Below are 18,882 nucleotides of genomic sequence, written 5' to 3' on the forward strand. Positions count from 1 at the left end.
TCAGTCGGTAAATCTTTATTCTTATTCTTAAGAAAGAATATATTCTTTGTTCAGAACTCTGATGAAATCCCGTTTGATATCTTTAGGACAAGCTGCTTCGCACTCATACTGGTTGGTACAATTTCCGAAACCTTCTTTATCCATTGCGTTTACCATGTTTTTCACACGTTCTTTTTTCTCCACCTGACCCTGAGGCAGTAGTGCAAGATGGGAAACTTTCGCAGAAACGAATAACATAGCAGAAGCGTTTTTACAAGAAGCTACACAAGCTCCACAACCGATACAGGTTGCCGCATCCATCGCAACGTCCGCATCTTTTTTAGGGATAGGCAATGCGTTCGCGTCAGGAGCTCCTCCTGTATTGATACTAACGAACCCTCCAGCTTGGATGATCCTATCGAAACCGCTACGATCTACAACCAGGTCTTTTAATACAGGGAATGCTTTCGCTCTCCATGGCTCTAAAAAGATCGTGTCTCCATCTTTGAAACTTCTCATATGAAGCTGGCAGGTGGTTACACCAGGGAGAGGGCCGTGCGCCTCTCCATTGATCATAATATTACAAGAACCGCAAATACCTTCTCTACAATCATGCTCGAACGCAATCGGATCATCTCCTTTTACGATCAGGTCCTCGTTAACTACGTCCAACATTTCTAAGAAAGACATATCGGGAGAAATCCCTTTGGCATCGTAATTTACGATTTTGCCTTTCTCTTTTGCGTTTTTCTGTCTCCAGACTTTTAGTTTGAGGTCCATTATTTGTAGCTCCTCGTTGCGAGTTTAATATTCTCGAATTCCAGTTTTTCTCTGTGCTCTGTAGGTTTTGCACCTACACCTTTCCATTCCCAGGCGGTCGCATGACAAAACTTATCGTCATCACGTTTTGCCTCTCCGTCGTCCATTTGATGTTCGGTACGGAAATGGCCTCCACAAGATTCTTCTCTTGTAAGAGCATCTAAGCAGAGAAGTTCTCCGAATTCTAAGAAGTCCGCAACTCTTCCTGCTTTTTCCAAGGATTGATTTAGGTCAGCACCTGAGCCTGGAACGTTTACATTTTTCCAGAATTCTTCTCTGATCTCAGGAATTTTCACGAGAGCTTCTTTTAAGCTCTTATCGGTCCTTGCCATTCCGCAATTATTCCACATGATCTTTCCAAGTTCTTTATGGAAAGAATCAACTGTTCTCTTACCTTTGATGTTAAGGAATTTATTGAGCTGAGTATTTGCGTCAGTCTCTGCCTTTTTGAATTCGGCATGATCAGTAGAAGGAGTTTTTCCGAATCCAACTTCTGCCAGATAATTTCCTATAGTGTAAGGAAGAACGAAATATCCATCAGCAAGTCCTTGCATCAGTGCAGAAGCTCCCAATCTATTTGCTCCGTGATCTGAGAAGTTTGCCTCACCGATCACGAATAAACCAGGAAGGTTGCTCATCAGATTATAATCTACCCAGAGTCCGCCCATTGTATAGTGAACAGCTGGATAAATTCTCATTGGAACTTTATAAGGATTTTCTCCGGTAATCTGTTCATACATCTGGAAGAGGTTACCGTATCTTTCCGCAATTGTATGTTCTCCCAAACGATTGATAGCAGAGGAGAAGTCCAGATATACACCTTGGCCACCTGGTCCTACGCCGAATCCAGCATCACAAACTTCTTTTGCAGAACGGGATGCGATATCACGAGGACAGAGGTTTCCGTAACTTGGATACTTTCTTTCTAAATAATAATCTCTTTCGCTCTCAGGGATATCCGCAGGGTTACGGGTATCTCCCTGTTTTTTAGGAACCCAGATACGTCCGTCGTTTCGGAGAGACTCAGACATCAAAGTCAATTTGGACTGATGATCTCCTGAAACTGGAATACAAGTAGGGTGGATCTGAGTGTAACAAGGGTTAGCGAAGAAGGCACCTTTTTTGTAAGCTCGGAATGTAGCAGTAACGTTAGAACCTTTAGCGTTTGTGGAAAGGTAGAATACGTTACCGTATCCACCGGAAGCAAGAACCACTGCATCCGCAGAATGGACTGTTACTTGGCCGGTTACTAAATCTCTGATCACAACACCTTTTGCATGGCCGTCGATTACAACCACATCCAACATCTCAGTTCTAGGATACATCTTCACATTTCCTAAACCGATCTGCCTCGAAAGTGCAGAGTAAGCTCCTAATAGAAGCTGTTGTCCTGTTTGACCTTTCGCGTAGAATGTACGGGAAACTTGGGCTCCACCGAAGGATCTATTATCCAAATGTCCGCCATATTCTCTTGCGAATGGAACACCTTGAGCCACACACTGGTCAATGATGTTAGTAGAAACTTGGGCTAAACGATATACGTTAGCTTCTCTCGCCCTAAAGTCTCCACCTTTGATAGTATCATAGAATAAACGATAAACTGAGTCACCGTCGTTTTGGTAGTTCTTAGCGGCATTGATACCACCTTGAGCTGCGATTGAGTGAGCTCTACGTGGGCTATCTTGGAAGCAGAATGTTTTAACATTATATCCTAATTCTGCTAATGTAGCAGAAGCGGAACCACCTGCAAGACCAGTTCCGATTACGATAACTGTATATTTTCTTTTGTTAGCCGGGTTAACTAATTTGATATGGGATTTATAATCGTCCCATTTTTTTTCCAAGGGACCCGATGGGATTTTGGAATCTAAACTCATTATTGCGCTCCTGGAACTTTCACGAAGTTGAGAAGAATGGCAACCGGCATAGAAACATTGCCGATAAAGATGGTCAAGGCGTAGAGGATTGCAAATGCGTTCGTCTTTGGCGCCCAGAAACTAGTGTTAAAACCAAGAGTTTGGAAAACACTCGTAACTCCATGACGAAGATGAAACGCAAGCAATGTCATCGCTACTATATAAGAAATAGAAACGTAAACGTTCTTAAATCCTAAGATCACCATAGAGTAAACATCATGTCTCTGTTTATCTCCGATGGTCTCTTGGAGGGCGAAGTTTTCAGGCTGAATCTTACCGATAGTAAAATGAAGCAAATGGTATATTACGAAAGCTAATAATACGGAACCAGTCAAAGCCATATAGCGAGAAGACAAAGTAGCTTGTATCGTACTTTCTTTTACATAAGCAACCGGTCTTGCCTTCTTGTTTTCAAGAGACAATTTAAGGGCGTAGTAAACGTGTAATACGAATGCTAACAAAAGAATTCCGCGGGCCAGCCATAATAGTCCGCCTAAATTGTGTAGGAACTCAGCGTAAGTATTAATCTTATCCGGTTCTTGGAAGATCTGGAGGTTCCCCAGCATGTGTACAAACACAAAGCCGAAGAGAATGATTCCGGTAATCGCAACGATAGTCTTTCTACCGATGGACGACCTTAGATATCCAGCTTGAAAATCCATTCAAAATCTCCTGTGAGGATCATGGGAAGAAGTCATCGATTTGTTTGAAGAAGGGAGCAAAAACGAAAGATCGAATTTAGAATCCCTCTACAAAGTAGGATAAAAAATCAGGTCCAGACGAAAAGCACTTTTAAACTAAAAGACAAAAAATGGACATTTGCTGAGGAATATTTAGACTTGGTCTCATTTAGTCCGCTTGTGCGACGCGAAAATTCAAAAAACCGCAAATGATTTCTAAGGATCCATTTCAGACTTTGTACAGAGAGCCCCTTCACCAAGGGAGGAAGGAAAAATTCTCTTCTGGAAAGAAGGGAGGAGAATTTGGCTATTTTCTATTTCGAGAAATCAGGCTATCCCGAATCGCGTTCGGTGGATACAGGATCGGACTGGAAGATCAGGAACATAAGGAAGCACTCCAATTTGCTCTACATTCCGGAGTGAACGTCATTGATGTTTCCGCCAATTATGGAGACGGGGAAGCGGAAAGTTTAGTAGGCAAGGTGCTGGATGAAAATTTCAAAAAAAGGCACTTGCATCGAAAGGAAATTTTTTTAGTCACCAAAGCAGGATATATCCAAGGCCGAAATATGAAGTTGGTTGAATCCAAAGAAAAGGAGAAGGACCAATTTCCGGAAATTACGTACTACCAACCCGGCTGCTATCATTGTATCTCTCCTGAATTTTTAGAAGACCAATTGGAAAGATCAAGAAAACGCCTCGGACTTTCTACGATTGACGCGTTCCTATTACATAATCCTGAATATTTCCTAAGTCATTCTGAAAAGAAGGGAGTTCCAAAAGAAGAAGCCCAAGCAGAATACTACCGTAGGATCAAAGAGGCCTTTCAATTCTTAGAGAAGGCGAGAAAAGAAGGAAAAATTCAGTTTTATGGAATTTCCAGTAATACATTTCCTTTGTCCGAAGAGGAATATACTCATACTTCTTTGTCGAAGTGCCTACAAATCGCAGAGAAAATTGCAGGAAAGGAAAACGGATTCGCAGTTATCCAGTTCCCTGCGAATTGGTATGAGGACGGGTTCCTTAGAAATCGGTCGCAAGGAAAAACTCTTCTCGAAATCTGTAGTAACTTCGACCTTCTTCCCTTGATTAACCGACCACTCAATTCCTTCCAAGCTGGAAAGGGAATGGTCCGACTTTCTTACACTCATCAGAGCCAAGCCCCGGATCAGTCGAAGATACTACAAATCCTCGAACTCGAATCTTCTTTCCTCGAACCTCTATCTCCCAACCCGAACCGGAATTCTCTTTCCAAACTTTGGCAAATATATGGGGAGAAGGTTCGCTCGGAAGAACAATTCCAGGTCCTTCTCCAAAAATCCTGGATCCCTATTTTGAGAGGAATCATCGATGAAATATATTCAGAAAAAGGAAAAGAATCCGCAGAAGAATACCTACGAGTTTTGAACACCGCACTTCCATTATTGGAAGAACAAATAAGGATCCGCTCTTCTGAAAATTTATCCGGGCTGTACGAAAGCCTGGTCTCCAAATACCATCCAAACGGAAATGCTCCGGAAAGTTTATCTTCTCTTATGGTATTTCATTTGGCTTCTCTCCTGGAAAAGGGTGTAGTGCTTCTCGGAATGAGAAAAAGAAAGTATGTCAGGGATATTCTTCCAATCTTCAAAAACGGGCTGCCCGAAATTCCAAGATCAGAATGGGGAGAAAATGGAATTCGATCCTGAAATACTTTCCATATTAGAAAAAGTGAAACAAGGAGATGCCGATTCCAGCTTTGACTATGCTTGGGGAGAAGGTAGAAAGCTCTATTTAAAAGGAAGATATTTCGAATTACACGAAGTATTCGAATTCCAGTGGAAAAAGGAAACCGGTGGAAGAAGGCTTCTATTACATGGATGGATCCAACTTGCTATTTCTTTGAATAAGGTTTTCGTAAAACCGAATATACGCGGATCTAAAATGCAAGCAGAGAAGTCCAGGGAGAAGTTCCTAAAACTTGCTGAAACGGGAGAGCTTTCTTCTTTCGGAGTGGAGGAAAACGCCCTTATCATCTACTATTTAAACGAACTATTAAACAATTTTGAAAGCGAAGAAAGTTGGGATCTCGAACGAATTAAACAACTTTCTTTACCTGAAATGAAAGAAAACGTAAAGGAATTGTTTTCAAGTTCCGTTTTTCCACCAAAATGACCTGATGGAAGTTTCCGATCCTCAAAACAAAAAACAAGAAAATGGATTTTTCGAATCCGGCGGATATAAACTCCATTATACAAAAAGAGATAATGGAAAGGGTAGAGCGTTACTTCTACTGCATGGATTTATGGATTCTTCCCAAACCTTTTTGTTCCAGGAAGAATATTTATCCAAACATTTCGATCTTTATCGTTTCGATTATAGAGGACATGGGGATTCCGAATGGTTAAGAGAAGGTTTCTACCATTTCATGCTCCCTTTGGTGGATACAAAAACATTCATCCAAAAATTTCTTCCTGAAAAATTCCATATACTTGGACATTCCATGGGAGGAGGTCTCGGTTCTAGGATTGCGGGCCTCTATCCGGAAAGGGTCGAAAGCCTAGTATCTTTAGAAGGATTTAGTTCACTCCAAGATCCTGAAAAGGAAAGAAGAAGGTTTCTTGGCTGGTTGGAAAATTGGGAAATAAGTCTAGCTGGGAAAGATAGAAAACGCCAAAAAAATTTCAAATCGGTAGAAGATGCAGCTGCAAGACTTGCGCCTATCTATCCAAGGCTTCCTAAAGAAAGACTTTTAAAGATCACCGAAACATTAACGAGGCCGGCAGAGGAGGGAGGTTATATGTGGAAGAGTGATCCTTCCTATAAAAACGGTCCTCCCGTATTTTTGAGCCCTCAATTCACCAGACATCTTTGGGAAACTATCTCTTGTAATGTTCTAGTTGTCTACGGACAGAAAACTCATCTTGCACTTGATGATAGCAAGGAAGTATTCTCACATATTAGAAATTTAAAATATATTGAAATAGAAGATGCCGGCCATAATATGCATCATGATCGTCCCGAAATTCTCGAGGCCCTGCTTGAGGAATTCTACGTAACAAATTTAAAGTAAACGAATTTTAAATATATTGCTGTGTCGGATAATGTATTTATTACTCACGTATGTTTAGTACGCAAACTTCCGAGACATAAAAAAATTTACTGAGTTTTTTCAAAAAAAACTTGTACTTTTATAGTACCGGAATAGTTTTCCTCCAACGTTTTGTAGTTAGGGGCGAACATGGTAAGCAGCAAATTTAAAGAGCAAATGGAAAGATACGTAAACTACCGAGGGATAGACATCATTCTTCATTTAAAAGACGGCTCTATCATCGAATTGGATAAAAACAGAAGACTCGTAGGTGAAGAGATAGTGTATTTTCCACAAAAAGCGAATCCTAGTAAAATTTCTCTTACTATGATCCAAAAGGCGGATCTATTCGTCGCCTAACCAAAGTGACGAATCCCTTTAATATGACCAAAACGACACCGGGTTTTACCCGGTGTTTGTTTATAAAAACCTTAAGCTAAGGTTTGGATCAATTCTTCTATCTCTTTGATCTTGTCGAAATCCTTTTCAGTATAATTCAAGAATACATCATATTCCGCGTCGGAAACACGATCACACTTGATCACCTTCATCGGTATATCGATGGAACCGGAAACACTGATTGTTCCTACTTGTAAAGCCAGGTTGGTCCCAGGCTCCCAAGGGATTTCCGTTCTATGGACGATTCCTACGAGCACGTTTTCAGCGATCCTCAGCTTAGAACTTTCTAACACTTGAAAGCCTACGTTGAGAGTGGAGGGGATTCTATTGTATTTCATGGCGGTTTTCCTCCTAGTTTTTTGGAAAGAGCATAGATTAAGTCGCTTACGTTCCGATTAAGATCCTTTTACGATCTTGAAAAAAACGGTACACAAGGCGCTTTCTCTATTTAAAGCAAGTTCTATACCAGTAATCATATATTCATCCCCGGACAAAGAGAAAATCGTGCATTGCACTAAAATATTAAGTCACTTTCTAATATAACGAACGAAAGTCAAGGTTTAGCGGAGAAGGAGCCATATCTCCAGTTGATGGGAGCATCAAATCTTGCTATTTAGTCGAAGTTACTACATGGCAGATTTTTATAAGGATTCAGAATATTCTTCTTTATTGCTAATTTATTAAGCGAATTGGAAATTTTTTATTCCAGAGATGATAGTTACTGAGTTTTCAGAATGGAAGTGGATCTTGAGCGGAGATTCCGATCTTCTCAAACTAAGGCAGTTTCAGAAAATCGAAATCATTTCTCCAAGAGAATATAAACTGAAGTTTTTGGTCTAAAAATAACTCAGTAAAGAATTCTGGTCTTAAGAGATCCAGGATGTCTCTCTATTCTTTCTTTCAGTTCATCACCAACGCTCATATTGATTACCATAGAGAGGTAACCAATTTCTGCGCTTGTTCCTAGATGTTGGGAACTGATATTTGCTCCGATCTCGGAAACCATACTGTTGATATCCTTCAAGAACCCTGGTTGGTTTTTATGAACATTCAGAATTCTGTACATTCCCTGAGGAATTGGGTTTAACTCCAGATGGGGGAAGTTCACAGCAAAAGTAGTGGAACCATTGTTTACAAACTTCAAAAGTTTAGATGCAACTTCTGTCCCGATATTTTTCTGAGCTTCTTCGGTGGAACCACCGATATGAGGGGTCAATATTACGTTTTGCAAATTTTGTAAAGGAGTGATAAATGGATCGCTATTGGATTCAGGCTCTTGAGGAAACACATCCACACCTGCGCCTGCGATATGGCCTGATTTAATTGCTTCAGCCAAAGCTTCTAAATCCACAACCTTCCCTCTGGAAAGGTTGATGATATAAGCTCCTTTTTTTGTAGCCTTGATCTCTTTAGGCCCGTAAAGATTTGTGGTTTCAGGAAGTTCAGGCACATGAAAGGTAACAAAATCAGAAGCTGAAAGTAGTTCTTCGTAAGAATTAAGAGGGGTTGCATTTCCTAAAGGAAGAACGGTTTGAGTATCATAATAGACCACTTTCAAACCCATTGCTTCCGCAAGTACGGAAACCTGACTTCCGATATGACCGTAACCTACGATTCCCAGAGTTTTTCCCCGAACTTCAAAACAATTCTTAGAAATTTTATTCCAGATACCAGCATGAGTATTTCTGATATGGTCAGGAACTCTTCTTGCTAACATTACAACTTCTGCAATTACAAGTTCTGCAACCGAACGAGTGTTGGAATAAGGTGCGTTGAATACTGGGATCCCTTTTTTCTCCGCTTCGGCTAAATCCACTTGGTTTGTCCCAATACAGAAACAACCCACCGTCATAAGTCGTTTTGCCTTGGCTAAAACTGGTGCGGTTAGATTGGTTTTACTTCGGATCCCTAGAACATGAATGTTCTCGATTTCTTTCGAAAGTTCGTCTTCGCCCAGCGCTTGGGGAAGAAGGCGGACATTAAAACCGTCTTTTTGAAAGAGTTGGAATGCGTCTTGGTGTACATTCTCTAAGAGGAGGACGTTTATCTTTTCTTTCGGGTAGGAAATCATAGTTCTATTACCATGGAACGTATCCTCGGCTTCTCTGAAAACGGATTTTTTACTTCACCTTTGGGGGATCGTGAGAAGAATGGAATGGAAATCACAAAGGAGACCACCTTTTAATGATCCGTTCTAATTTCTCTGTTTTACAAATTTCTATCCTCGTCGCATTTTTTGCCGTTTTACTCAATTCCTGCTCGGCTCGGGTCCAAGTCCTTCCGGAACCAGTTGTGGAGCAGACACTTTTCAGAAGTGGCCCTATCTGTCCTGGAGCAATTTTCTGCAGTGTGGGAAAACCTGGATCTTTGAATTTTAAAGGGATTCTGGTAAATAAGACAGGGGAGAAGCCAATCTTCTTGGAATACTATATGAGCTCTTTCGAGGAAAGTTTTCCGATCGGGATTTCAATGAAGTTGGATCAAACCTGGCATAACCTCAGAAAAACTTCTACGGATTACGGAGATACTGTTCGTGTAGTCTCTATTCTTCCTACAGATGTAGCCGACAAATTACTCTCCGCGAAAGAAGTTCAGTTCAGTTTTTCATCTCGAGATAATACGAGCACATTCACTTTAAGTTCCTCCAATACAGATAGTTTAAAATCTTTATTGAAGGAACTAAAAGAAAAGTTAGATTCTCAAGCGAAACTAACGATCACAAATCATTAAGATTACACCCGAACAAATCTCGGGCAAGTTCTTATTCCGGTCTCATTAGCGGGAATAGAATGGTATCTCGGATAGACTGAGAATTTGTAAGTAACATCACTAAACGGTCTATCCCGATCCCGAGACCTCCAGTCGGCGGCATTCCATATTCAAGCGCTCGGATATAATCCTCGTCCATCATGAATGCCTCGTCGTCTCCCGCTTCTCTTTGTTTTACCTGATCTTCGAATCTTTCTTTTTGATCGAATGGATCGTTCAACTCTGAGAATGCATTTCCGATCTCTCTACCTACGATATAAGGCTCGAATCTTTCTACATAACCTGGATTTTCAGGATTTGATTTTGCTAATGGAGAAAGTTCTTTAGGATAATCGGTCACGAATACTGGTTGGATCAGATTTGGTTCCGCTTTCTCGGAAAATACCTCGTCTGCAACTTTCCAGATAGAAGTACATTTACCCGCGTCTACTTTTACGGAACTTGCTTTTTCTTTTGCCTCTTCCAAAGTTTTTACCTGAGAGAAATCGATCCCTGAATATTCTTTGATAATATCCACGTATTTTACTCTTCTCCAAGGAGGGCTAAGATCCACTAGATCGTTTCCATATTTAATCTTAAGAGTTCCGCAGATCTTTTGAGCAACTGTAGTGATGAGTTTTTCTGTCAGCTCTAACATTTTTCCCATATCACCATAAGCCATATACGCTTCCATCATGGTAAACTCCGGATTATGTTTGGTAGAAATACCTTCGTTCCTAAAGTTTCTGTTTAACTCGAATACTCTATCTAATCCGCCGACAATCAGACGTTTTAGATATAATTCAGGAGCGATCCTTAAGAATAATTGCATATCCAATGTATTATGATGAGTAACGAATGGTCTTGCCGCTGCACCACCGGCAATCGGTTGCATCATTGGAGTTTCTACTTCTAAAAATCCTTCGGAAGTTAAGAAATTACGGATCTCAGATACGATCCTACTGCGAGTGATAAAAGTTTCTCTGACGTTATCGTTAACTACCAAGTCTACATAACGCATTCTATATCTTTGTTCTACATCAGCAAAAGCGTCGTAAATTACTCCGTCTTTCTCTTTTACAACAGGAAGAGGGCGTACACATTTAGCGAGTAATGTAACGGAAGTTAAATGAAGAGTAGTCTCTCCCTTTTGGGTTTGGAAAAGATAACCTTCTATCCCGATAAGATCTCCTAAATCTAAACTTTTGAAAAGAGTATAATTCTCTTCTCCCAGATCGTCTCTGGTTGCATAAAGTTGGATGACTCCGGACTTATCTTTTAAATGAGCAAAACTTGCTTTTCCCATCACACGTTTGGAATGCAAACGTCCGCCTAATAAAAATTTTTTTTCAGGGCCGCTAGGAGTTTTAGAATACATCTCAATTAAAGATGCTGAATCCGAATCAGGGAAGAATCTAATAGGGTAGGGATCTACACCCTTCTCCTTTAGATTTTTGATCTTCTCGATTCGTTGTTGGATAAGTTCGTTTGTTTCTTTTAAGTCTTGGGACATTTTAATTTCCTAATAGTATCAAATATAAATGTTTCGAGAGTCTTCCTAAGATGGATTCCAGGCTTTTCGGTTTTGTAAACCAATCCCAGGATCCGATCCCTTCGCTTACTTTGGAGACAGCGATATAAATTCCCGCAGGTTCTAGAACGTTTCTATATAATTTTAACAATGTTGCAGAATCGTATTCTTTTCCTATCAAAAGAAAAGTTTTCCACTGACGATCCAGTGCGATCTTTAAGAGAGTTTTTGGGAATTCCTGAGCGCCGGATTCTACGGTATAAACTAAGATCTTAGTTTCATCCACTCCTAGGGAAGTCAGATAAGATTGTAAAGAGGCAGTAGGATCTCCTACAATTCCTAGATCAGAATCTTGGTTGGGTGGAGAATGTAGAATTACGATTACGGGAGCCAGACCCTTCTTCCATAAAGCGGCCGCTTGTTTGAATTTATCCTTTTTGCCTGTTTCGATTGCCTCTAATACGAGTGCGTCCGATTTTTTGGGATCCGCTTTTGAAACTAAAAGATAAGGAGAAGAGAAGAATAAGATCAGAAATAGGATTAATAATCCGAAAAAGCCATAAGAAACAAGTTTGGCTTTATCTAAGAAATCTTTAACGGAGAGAGCACCCGATGCCATAGTTTTACCGAGGGTTGGTTTTTCGAAATGGGGAAAGGTTTTAGGTAGGACGATGCTCGAGAGGGGACTCGAACCCCTACACCGAACCGGCACAAGCACCTCAAGCTTGCGTGTCTACCAATTCCACCACCCGAGCGGTCGCGATTGACAGAATGGGTGGCTAGGCTCCGGTGTCAAGGAAATTCAACCAAGACTGGGATTAGACCAATTCGTACTTTTTCTTCTGCTTTTTATCTTCCGGATCCAAGATGAATTTTTCCGGATGGAACACTATATTCCAATATCTTTTGGAATAAGCTACTATACCAATACTTAAGATCAGGACCAATACATAACCTGAATATTCAGGATGTTGGAAGAAATGATTTTCAGGTAAAGTAGGGCCTATCAAAGGTAAGGTCATATACCATAGGACTGCGGCTGCAACAAGACCAACTCCAATCTTTCCCCACCAATTCGGTTTTCCTTGGATCCCTCTTTTTAAATATAAGAATCCTCCCAACCAAACTCCTAAAATTTCTCTTAGGATATAGATGAGAAGAATCCATAGAGGAAACTGATAATAATGAACGATTACTGAGAGTCCGCCGATAGTGACGAACTTATCGCAGATAGGATCCAGATATTTTCCTAAGACTGATTCTTGAGAGAGTAGTCGGGCTAGAAAACCGTCTAGGAAATCTGTAAGCACTGCAAGAACACAGGTGCCTATCGCTAAAAATAAATATTCACCGTTACGAGGAGACTCGATATGTTTGCGAGTGAATTGGATAAAAAAAGGAAGAAGTAAAACTCTAGAGACGGATAGAAAATTTGAAAGAGTAAACACCCTCTCTTCGAGTAGATCCTTTGGTTTTTTTTCGTGAAGCATCTAAGAAAGCCGTCGGTCGGAAAAACTCCGCTATTGGAAAGGCTATGGAAGGGACTTAAAAATTCATCCCTTTTTCAGATAAACGAATTGACCCCCGAGCTCTCTAAGAAATCATGTTCTTCATAAAAGGAGCTGTAGCTCAGCTGGTTAGAGTGCCTGCCTGTCACGCAGGATGTCGCGGGTTCGAGTCCCGTCAGCTCCGAAATTCCCAACAATCAACTAGACTGTGACTCGAAGCTTTTGCGAGTAAGCAATCGTAGCGACCTATAGGAAGCGTAAACGATTGCGACGTGAGACAGGATGTCGAAGCGAGCGCAAAAGACGCCGTGGAGCCAAGTTTGCCAGGATGGCAAACTGCGTAACGGCGAGTCCCGTCAGCTCCGGATTAGATAAACTCTTCCGAGTCCTTTTTAATAATAATTTCCCCGATTTCTTCCAAATCGCGCAAAGCGGTGAGAACACTGTTCCTTGCATCGGTGATTTCTTTCAGAGTCACTTTTCCTCGGATATCCATACTTTCTAAAATATCATTGGCTCTGTTTTTGGACATTGCCTCGAAGAAATGGACTTTGATTTGGTCGGAAGCTCCTCGGAGTGCAATTGCGATTAGATCATCATCAGCAATACGATTGATAAGCTGTCTCATCTCTTTGGAGTTAAGAAGAAGTACATCTTCGAATGTATATAATTTTTCACGGACTTGAGAGGCGAGTTCAGGGGATTGCTCTTCCAATTCTTTTAGAATTGTTTCTTCCAAAGATTTATCCATATGGTTCAGGATATTTGCGAGAGCTTCCGCTCCTCCTGCTTCACTGAATTCGGATTTATCTCTTTGTTCGTATTTTTTCTTCAGGACTTTTGCGATCTGTCGGATTGCATCCGGATGGGTTTTGGTGGTATTCGCAAGCCTAAGTGCTACCTTACTCTGAAGTTCTTTTGGTAAAAACTTAAGTGTTTCGGCGGCTTTTTTAGGATGTAAAAATGCAAGTGTGACTGCGATAGTTTGGGTATGTTCAGGGGCGAGTAAATGAGCGAGTGTTTGTGGCTCAGCATCATTCAAAAAAGAAAAATCTTCCTCTGTGTCCTTTCTATCTAGTTTTCCTAATATATTTTCGGATTTTTCTTTACCTAGGGATTTTTGTAGTAATTCTCTAGCGGTTTCGATTCCGCCTCTGGATTCAGCTGCCAGATCTTTGAGTGAACCTTGGAAATCTAAAAGAACTTCTTCTTTTTCGGATTTGCTGATTGTTTTGATTTTTGCCATTTCCTGGACGATCTCTTCAATCAACTTCTCGTCTAACTGAGCCAATGCCTTGGCAGCAGCATCCTTATCTAAGGATAGAAGTAGCATTGCTGCTTTTTTAACTTTTTGGTCTCTTATTTTAAGATTGGAATCCTGATCCACTGCTTCTTAGCCCACTAAAAAATCAGGCAAGTAACCGAAGAGGATGTTCCAGAAAATTTCGAAACACTTCCAACCAACCGGCTCCCACCGCACCGTCTACCACTCTATGATCACAGGAAAGGCAGACTGAAAGAGTTTTTCCGGGGACTATGTTTCCGTTTTTGATTACCGGTTTAGATACCACGTTTCCAACTGCGAGGATTGCTGCCTCAGGTTCGTTGATCACCGCTGCAAAACGATTCACTCCGAACATTCCCAAATTGGAAACAGTGAAGGTTCCGTCTGAAAACTCTTCCGGTTTGAGTTTTCGTTCCCTTGCACGGGAAGCAAGCTCTTTTACCGTTCTACCGATTTCTAAAACAGACCTTTTATCCGCGTTCCTTACATAAGGAGTAATCAAACCACCTTCGATAGAAACTGCTACACCAATATCCACTCTTCCATGTTTAAGAATATGATCTTCTCTCCAGGAGGAATTTACTTCGGGTACTTTCAGAAGCGCAAGCGCAGAAGCTCTTATGATAAAGTCATTTATGCTTAGTTTTATCTCTTCTCCAGATTCTTTTAGATCGGAGTTAAAGTTTTCTCTTAGATGAACAAGTGCATCTGCATCAATTTCCATATCCAAGTAGAAATGAGGTTGATGGGTTTTAGAGTGAACTAGCCTGGACGCTATCGTTTTTCTCATTCCTGAGATCGGAAGTTTCTCTTCCTGCATAATTTCTCCAGCAAATGGAGAAGTTCCGCTGGATGAAAATGCAGAGATCCCGTTTTCAATGTCCCGTTTGATAATCCTTCCGTCAGGTCCACTTCCTCTGATCTTAGAAAGATCTATGCCACTTTCCTCTGCTAGTCTTTTTGCCAAAGGAGAGGCCTTGATCCTACCTTCCAATGCCGAAGGAGAAAGTCCCCTTGAAACTGGGTTTTCCTTCGGAGAGGAAACCTCCTCTTCCTCTGGTTCCGAAACCGTCGAAGTTACTACAGTTTCTTGCTTTTTAGGACGAGGCCCCGGCGAAGGTGAGGGGGATGGCGTCGGTTCTGGCGAGTTCTGGGTCGGAGCCGTCGAGGTGGTTGCCGAAGACCTGGATTTTGCTTCTGAAAGTAGGGAAGTGATATCTTCTCCTGCTTTTCCTATAATCGCAACCGGGGCTCCAACAGGAAGTTTGGCGCCTTCCTGAGCTAAAATTTCCAGAATGACCCCGGAATCGAAAGCTTCCATTTCCATGACCGCTTTGTCAGTTTCGACCTCGGCTAATATTTCGCCAGGAGCGACTGAGTCACCCTTCTTCTTTAGCCATTTTACCAAAACACCTTCCGACATTGTCGGAGAAAGTTGGGTCATTTCGGAAATTTTTGCCATCTATTTTTCCTATTTATAATATAATAATATTCAAATATTATGATTTACTTAATCATTTCTCTGACTTTTTTGATTATTTTTTCTTCGCTCGGGAGCGAGGATTTTTCTAAGTTTGCTGCGTATGGCATTGGTACATCTTCCTGGGTGATCCTTTCTATCGGAGAATCCAGATAGTCGAACGCTTCTCTTTGGATTAGATAAGCCACTTGAGCACCAAATCCTGCCACATTCCAGCCTTCTTCTACTATAAGTACCTTATTAGTCTTTCTTACAGAAGTCAAAATTCCTTCTTCATCTAAGGGTCTTATACTTCTTAGATCTAGAACTTCTACAGAAATTCCTTCTTTTGCCAGTTTTTCTGCTGCTGGAAGAACATACATAAGTGCTCTGGACCAACTGATTATCGTGAGTTGTGTGCCTTCTCTTTTAATATCCGATTTTCCCATCGGGATCAAAAATTCTCCTTCGGGAACTTCTCCCTTGGATCCGTATAATACCTCGCTCTCTATAAAAATGGTCGGGTTATTATCTCGGATGGAAGTTTTTAAAAGTCCGTAAGCGTCCGCAGGAGTGTAGGGTGCGAGAACCTTTAGGCCTGGGATATGTGCATACCAACTTTCGAAGGACTGAGAGTGTTGAGCCGCAAGTCTTCCTCCGGCACCACCGGCTCCTCTGAAAACGATCGGGATAGGAAATTGTCCTGCGCTCATATAGTTCATTTTAGCTGCGGAGTTGATAATCTGATCGATGGCAACAAGCGAAAAGTTCCAGGTCATAAATTCTATGATTGGCCTAAGTCCCACCATAGCCGCTCCAATTCCTACTCCAGCAAATCCGTTCTCTGAAATTGGAGTATCGATGACTCTTTTTTCTCCGAACTTAGCGAGCATTCCTTGGGAAACTTTATAGGCTCCTTCGTAATGTCCTACTTCTTCTCCCATGAGAAAGATATTCGGATCCTTCTCCATTTCTTCCGTCATGGCTCGATTGAGCGCTTCTCTATAAGTGAGTACTGCCATTATACGTTCTCCGCATAAACATGCTTGTACAACCAGCCAAGAGGGGGCTCTTCACTTTTTTCAGCAAAATCTACGGATTCTTCTACTGTTTTAAGAATGATTTCATCCATCTTGGTTAAATCTTCTTGGGCCCAGCCTGCGGAGAGTAGGTCCCTTTCTGCTTTGATAAGAGGATCACCTTGTTTATATTTATCTAATTCTTCTTTGGTCCTATACTTTGCAGGGTCCGACATTGAGTGGCCTCTGAATCTGTAGGTGGAAATTTCCATAAGGGTAGGGCCTTCTCCTCTTCTTGCTCTTTCCACTGCGACCCTTACATGTTCTCTAACTTTTCGAACCTCATCACCTTCTATATGATCTCTTGCGATATCATAAGCAGCAGCTCTTACGGAAACATCTTTGACTGAAAGAGCTCTGTATTCAGGAGTTCCCATCGCGTAGTGATTATTCTCACAGATCATAACTAATGGAAGTTTCCAGATTGCGGCTAAATTCATTCCTTCGTGAAAGGACCCGATATTAGCTGCACCTTCTCCAAAAAAACATAATGTAACCGCGCCGTCTTCGCGGTATTTGGAGGCGTATGCAATTCCGGCCGCGAGGGAGATATGCCCACCTACGATCCCATGTCCGCCCATAAAGTTTTTCTTTTTATCGAAGAAATGCATGGAGCCTCCGTTTCCGGATACGATCCCGGTCTTCTTCCCATACAGTTCAGCCATGAGAGCTTTGGGCTCCAATCCTCTGGCGAGTGCGTGGCCATGATCTCTATAGGTGGAGACTATATAATCTTTTTGTTCTAGAGCGGAGATTGCTCCTACACCCACTGCCTCTTGACCGATGTACAAATGGCAGAAGCCGCCGATTTTGCCCATGCTATATGCTTTTGCGGAAGCTTCTTCGAAGCGACGGATCAAAAGCATTTGTCTGTATAATTCTAATAGATCTTCGGTTTCTTTTTTTGTTTTAGGTTGGCTCATAGTACTTTAGGAAATACGAAAACAATCGCAAAATATCTTCTTAGAACTAGGATATGCAAACTGATTTCCGAAATTTTTTGAAAAATGCTTAAATGCGGAGAAGGGGGAGGCTCTTTTTCTAAAAAAATGCTTATGGAAATTTCCAATTCGTTCGAACTTTTAGATGAGCCCAAAAAAGGAAAATTTTTCGAAAAAATTCTTCAAATCCTTTTCCCTCCTTTCTCCGAAAATCGCTAAAAATCATTAAAAAATAGCTAAAATTAGCGAAAAACTCTATTTTCGTTAAAATTAATCTAGGCCCAGTGCTTCACCGAAGATATATCTGAAGGAAACCCTGAATTTCTAGGTTTATCCCAGATCTCAGCCTTCATTTAAACATATAGAAAAAAGACCAAAACCAAACCAGCACAGATCCCGGCACGGACGCCGGGCTCATGATCTCAGTTTCAAGGAGGAAACAAATGATCATTAACCATAACTTAGCCGCGATTAACTCCCACCGCGTTCTGAAGTTCCAGAACAACGAAGTGGCGAAAAACATGGAGGCACTTTCTTCCGGTATGCGTATCAACCGCGCCGGGGATGATGCATCCGGTCTAGCCGTTTCCGAGAAAATGAGAACTCAGGTGAAAGGACTTCGCCAAGCGGAGAGAAACACTGAGGACGGCATGTCCCTGATCCAAACAACTGAAGGATATCTGCAGGAAACTAATGATATCATCCAGAGGGTCCGTGTACTTGCTATCCAATCTTCCAACGGTATCTACGGTGCAGAAGACCGTCAGATGATCCAAGTAGAAGTTTCTCAGCTCATAGACGAAATTGATCGCATTTCCTCCCAAGCAGAGTTTAACAAGATGGCATTGCTCCAAGGCGATTTCGCTCGTGGATCAAGAACCGCTTCTATGTGGTTCCACATCGGACCGAACCAGCATCAGAGGGAACGAGTTTATATCGCAACTATGACCGCTAAGGCTCTGAACTTAATCAAGTCTGACGGAACACTTTTGACTCTTTCTACTGCTGAACTTTCTAACGAAGCAATCGGCTTTCTTGACGATGCTTTAATGAAAATCAACAAACAAAGAGCAAATCTTGGAGCTTACTATAACCGTTTAGAGCATGCATCTAAAGGCCTAATGGTAGCTTACGAGAACATCCAAGCTTCAGAGTCGAGAATCAGGGACGCGGATATGGCAGAGGAAACTGTTGCATTCACTAAGAACCAAATTTTGGTTCAATCAGGAACTGCAATGTTAGCACAAGCTAACGTAAGACCTCAGTCTGTCCTCCAGTTACTTAGGTAATTAGGACTTTCCGGCAGCGGGAGCAGTGATGCTCCCGCACCGGGAACTTTTCTGTAAAACTCCGAAGCCGCGTATGCGGCTATCGTTGTCTACAGACCTAAGAAAAGGTACAGGAAAAACGTCGGGTCTAACATTCTTCTTTCCCCAATTTTTTTCCGGTTCCTTTTCCAAGGAGGAAT

At 41.5% G+C, this 18,882-nt stretch carries 18 protein-coding genes and 2 tRNA genes; 7 read left to right on the top strand and 13 right to left on the bottom strand.

Annotated elements, in window-relative coordinates:
- Positions 1–27 precede the first annotated feature (27 nt).
- Genes CH377_RS08285 through CH377_RS08295 form a run of 3 tightly spaced genes read right to left on the bottom strand, consistent with a single transcriptional unit; the run spans position 28 to position 3,376 of the window.
- Positions 28–759, bottom strand: a complete 732-nt coding sequence (locus CH377_RS08285; protein ID WP_100723360.1) for a succinate dehydrogenase/fumarate reductase iron-sulfur subunit — start codon at positions 757–759, stop codon at positions 28–30.
- Positions 759–2,675, bottom strand: a complete 1,917-nt coding sequence (locus tag CH377_RS08290; protein WP_100723361.1) for a fumarate reductase/succinate dehydrogenase flavoprotein subunit — start codon at positions 2,673–2,675, stop codon at positions 759–761. The genes CH377_RS08285 and CH377_RS08290 overlap by 1 nt, the downstream gene beginning before the upstream one ends.
- Positions 2,675–3,376 (bottom strand): succinate dehydrogenase cytochrome b subunit, encoded by a 702-nt coding sequence (locus tag CH377_RS08295; RefSeq protein WP_100723362.1) that lies wholly within the window; start codon positions 3,374–3,376, stop codon positions 2,675–2,677. Before CH377_RS08295 ends, CH377_RS08290 begins: the two co-directional genes overlap by 1 nt.
- Before the next feature lie 227 nt (positions 3,377–3,603).
- Between CH377_RS08295 and CH377_RS08300 the strand changes: the two genes are divergently transcribed.
- The 4 genes from CH377_RS08300 to CH377_RS08315 all read left to right on the top strand — a co-directional run bounded on the left by CH377_RS08300 (position 3,604) and on the right by CH377_RS08315 (position 6,824).
- Positions 3,604–5,082, top strand: a complete 1,479-nt coding sequence (locus CH377_RS08300; RefSeq protein WP_100723363.1) for an aldo/keto reductase — start codon at positions 3,604–3,606, stop codon at positions 5,080–5,082.
- Entirely contained in the window at positions 5,066–5,548 is a 483-nt protein-coding gene (locus CH377_RS08305; RefSeq protein ID WP_100723364.1) for a DUF309 domain-containing protein, read from the top strand. The genes CH377_RS08300 and CH377_RS08305 overlap by 17 nt, the downstream gene beginning before the upstream one ends.
- Positions 5,549–5,552: 4 nt before the next feature.
- Entirely contained in the window at positions 5,553–6,446 is an 894-nt protein-coding gene (locus tag CH377_RS08310; RefSeq protein ID WP_100723365.1) for an alpha/beta fold hydrolase, read from the top strand.
- Positions 6,447–6,614: 168 nt separating this feature from the next.
- On the top strand, positions 6,615–6,824 hold the full coding sequence (locus CH377_RS08315) for a hypothetical protein (protein ID WP_008590531.1): 210 nt from the start codon (positions 6,615–6,617) through the stop codon (positions 6,822–6,824).
- 71 nt (positions 6,825–6,895) lie between these two features.
- Here CH377_RS08315 and CH377_RS08320 read toward each other — a convergent pair whose 3' ends face one another.
- The gene (locus tag CH377_RS08320) at positions 6,896–7,201 is read right to left on the bottom strand and encodes a PilZ domain-containing protein (protein WP_165780498.1); all 306 of its coding nucleotides are present in this window, start codon (positions 7,199–7,201) and stop codon (positions 6,896–6,898) included.
- A gap of 509 nt (positions 7,202–7,710) precedes the next feature.
- The gene (gene serA, locus CH377_RS08330; protein ID WP_100723366.1) at positions 7,711–8,934 is read right to left on the bottom strand and encodes a phosphoglycerate dehydrogenase; all 1,224 of its coding nucleotides are present in this window, start codon (positions 8,932–8,934) and stop codon (positions 7,711–7,713) included.
- A 113-nt stretch (positions 8,935–9,047) separates the two neighbouring features.
- Here serA and CH377_RS08335 point away from each other — a divergent pair, with 113 nt between their 5' ends.
- Positions 9,048–9,593 carry a hypothetical protein gene (locus CH377_RS08335; RefSeq protein WP_100723367.1) on the top strand — a complete coding sequence of 182 codons (546 nt, stop codon included), beginning with the start codon at positions 9,048–9,050 and terminating at the stop codon, positions 9,591–9,593.
- 31 nt (positions 9,594–9,624) lie between these two features.
- On the opposite strand, the gene lysS is transcribed toward CH377_RS08335, so the two are convergent.
- The 4 genes from lysS to CH377_RS08355 all read right to left on the bottom strand — a co-directional run bounded on the left by lysS (position 9,625) and on the right by CH377_RS08355 (position 12,632).
- On the bottom strand, positions 9,625–11,124 hold the full coding sequence (gene lysS / locus CH377_RS08340; RefSeq protein WP_100723368.1) for a lysine--tRNA ligase: 1,500 nt from the start codon (positions 11,122–11,124) through the stop codon (positions 9,625–9,627).
- Position 11,125: 1 nt separating this feature from the next.
- Positions 11,126–11,761, bottom strand: coding sequence for a hypothetical protein (locus tag CH377_RS08345; protein WP_100723369.1), 636 nt, complete (start codon positions 11,759–11,761; stop codon positions 11,126–11,128).
- A 53-nt stretch (positions 11,762–11,814) separates the two neighbouring features.
- Positions 11,815–11,897 (bottom strand) — tRNA-Leu (locus CH377_RS08350).
- 63 nt (positions 11,898–11,960) lie between these two features.
- On the bottom strand, positions 11,961–12,632 hold the full coding sequence (locus CH377_RS08355; RefSeq protein WP_100723370.1) for a CDP-alcohol phosphatidyltransferase family protein: 672 nt from the start codon (positions 12,630–12,632) through the stop codon (positions 11,961–11,963).
- Positions 12,633–12,760: 128 nt separating this feature from the next.
- On the opposite strand from CH377_RS08355, the gene CH377_RS08360 reads away from it, so the two are divergent.
- Positions 12,761–12,834 (top strand) — tRNA-Asp (locus CH377_RS08360).
- A 183-nt stretch (positions 12,835–13,017) separates the two neighbouring features.
- Here CH377_RS08360 and fliG read toward each other — a convergent pair.
- Genes fliG through pdhA form a run of 4 tightly spaced genes read right to left on the bottom strand, consistent with a single transcriptional unit; the run spans position 13,018 to position 17,396 of the window.
- A complete protein-coding gene (fliG, locus tag CH377_RS08365; protein ID WP_100723371.1) occupies positions 13,018–14,037 on the bottom strand; it encodes a flagellar motor switch protein FliG in 1,020 nt (339 codons plus the stop codon).
- A 22-nt stretch (positions 14,038–14,059) separates the two neighbouring features.
- Positions 14,060–15,397, bottom strand: a complete 1,338-nt coding sequence (locus CH377_RS08370) for a pyruvate dehydrogenase complex dihydrolipoamide acetyltransferase (protein WP_100723372.1) — start codon at positions 15,395–15,397, stop codon at positions 14,060–14,062.
- A gap of 44 nt (positions 15,398–15,441) precedes the next feature.
- Positions 15,442–16,416, bottom strand: coding sequence for a pyruvate dehydrogenase complex E1 component subunit beta (locus CH377_RS08375; protein ID WP_100723373.1), 975 nt, complete (start codon positions 16,414–16,416; stop codon positions 15,442–15,444).
- Positions 16,416–17,396 (bottom strand): pyruvate dehydrogenase (acetyl-transferring) E1 component subunit alpha, encoded by a 981-nt coding sequence (pdhA, locus tag CH377_RS08380; RefSeq protein WP_100723374.1) that lies wholly within the window; start codon positions 17,394–17,396, stop codon positions 16,416–16,418. The genes CH377_RS08375 and pdhA overlap by 1 nt, the downstream gene beginning before the upstream one ends.
- Positions 17,397–17,857: 461 nt before the next feature.
- Between pdhA and CH377_RS08390 the strand changes: the two genes are divergently transcribed.
- On the top strand, positions 17,858–18,703 hold the full coding sequence (locus CH377_RS08390) for a flagellin N-terminal helical domain-containing protein (RefSeq protein WP_008591598.1): 846 nt from the start codon (positions 17,858–17,860) through the stop codon (positions 18,701–18,703).
- Positions 18,704–18,882 lie beyond the last annotated feature (179 nt).

The organism is Leptospira haakeii, assembly GCF_002812045.1.
Taxonomy (GTDB): Bacteria; Spirochaetota; Leptospiria; order Leptospirales; family Leptospiraceae; genus Leptospira_B; species Leptospira_B haakeii.

What these genes read in the sequence shown, in the direction of transcription:
- CH377_RS08305 (WP_100723364.1), top strand. Translation starts at nt 5,066, where the DNA reads ATGGAATTCGATCCTGAAATACTTTCCATATTAGAAAAAGTGAAACAA.
- pdhA (WP_100723374.1), bottom strand. Translation starts at nt 17,396, where the DNA reads ATGAGCCAACCTAAAACAAAAAAAGAAACCGAAGATCTATTAGAATTA.
- CH377_RS08320 (WP_165780498.1), bottom strand. Translation starts at nt 7,201, where the DNA reads ATGAAATACAATAGAATCCCCTCCACTCTCAACGTAGGCTTTCAAGTG.
- CH377_RS08355 (WP_100723370.1), bottom strand. Translation starts at nt 12,632, where the DNA reads ATGCTTCACGAAAAAAAACCAAAGGATCTACTCGAAGAGAGGGTGTTT.
- CH377_RS08300 (WP_100723363.1), top strand. Translation starts at nt 3,604, where the DNA reads ATGATTTCTAAGGATCCATTTCAGACTTTGTACAGAGAGCCCCTTCAC.
- CH377_RS08295 (WP_100723362.1), bottom strand. Translation starts at nt 3,376, where the DNA reads ATGGATTTTCAAGCTGGATATCTAAGGTCGTCCATCGGTAGAAAGACT.
- CH377_RS08390 (WP_008591598.1), top strand. Translation starts at nt 17,858, where the DNA reads ATGATCATTAACCATAACTTAGCCGCGATTAACTCCCACCGCGTTCTG.
- lysS (WP_100723368.1), bottom strand. Translation starts at nt 11,124, where the DNA reads ATGTCCCAAGACTTAAAAGAAACAAACGAACTTATCCAACAACGAATC.
- serA (WP_100723366.1), bottom strand. Translation starts at nt 8,934, where the DNA reads ATGATTTCCTACCCGAAAGAAAAGATAAACGTCCTCCTCTTAGAGAAT.
- CH377_RS08290 (WP_100723361.1), bottom strand. Translation starts at nt 2,675, where the DNA reads ATGAGTTTAGATTCCAAAATCCCATCGGGTCCCTTGGAAAAAAAATGG.
- CH377_RS08335 (WP_100723367.1), top strand. Translation starts at nt 9,048, where the DNA reads ATGATCCGTTCTAATTTCTCTGTTTTACAAATTTCTATCCTCGTCGCA.
- CH377_RS08370 (WP_100723372.1), bottom strand. Translation starts at nt 15,397, where the DNA reads ATGGCAAAAATTTCCGAAATGACCCAACTTTCTCCGACAATGTCGGAA.
- CH377_RS08345 (WP_100723369.1), bottom strand. Translation starts at nt 11,761, where the DNA reads ATGGCATCGGGTGCTCTCTCCGTTAAAGATTTCTTAGATAAAGCCAAA.
- CH377_RS08315 (WP_008590531.1), top strand. Translation starts at nt 6,615, where the DNA reads ATGGTAAGCAGCAAATTTAAAGAGCAAATGGAAAGATACGTAAACTAC.
- CH377_RS08285 (WP_100723360.1), bottom strand. Translation starts at nt 759, where the DNA reads ATGGACCTCAAACTAAAAGTCTGGAGACAGAAAAACGCAAAAGAGAAA.
- CH377_RS08375 (WP_100723373.1), bottom strand. Translation starts at nt 16,416, where the DNA reads ATGGCAGTACTCACTTATAGAGAAGCGCTCAATCGAGCCATGACGGAA.
- CH377_RS08310 (WP_100723365.1), top strand. Translation starts at nt 5,553, where the DNA reads ATGGAAGTTTCCGATCCTCAAAACAAAAAACAAGAAAATGGATTTTTC.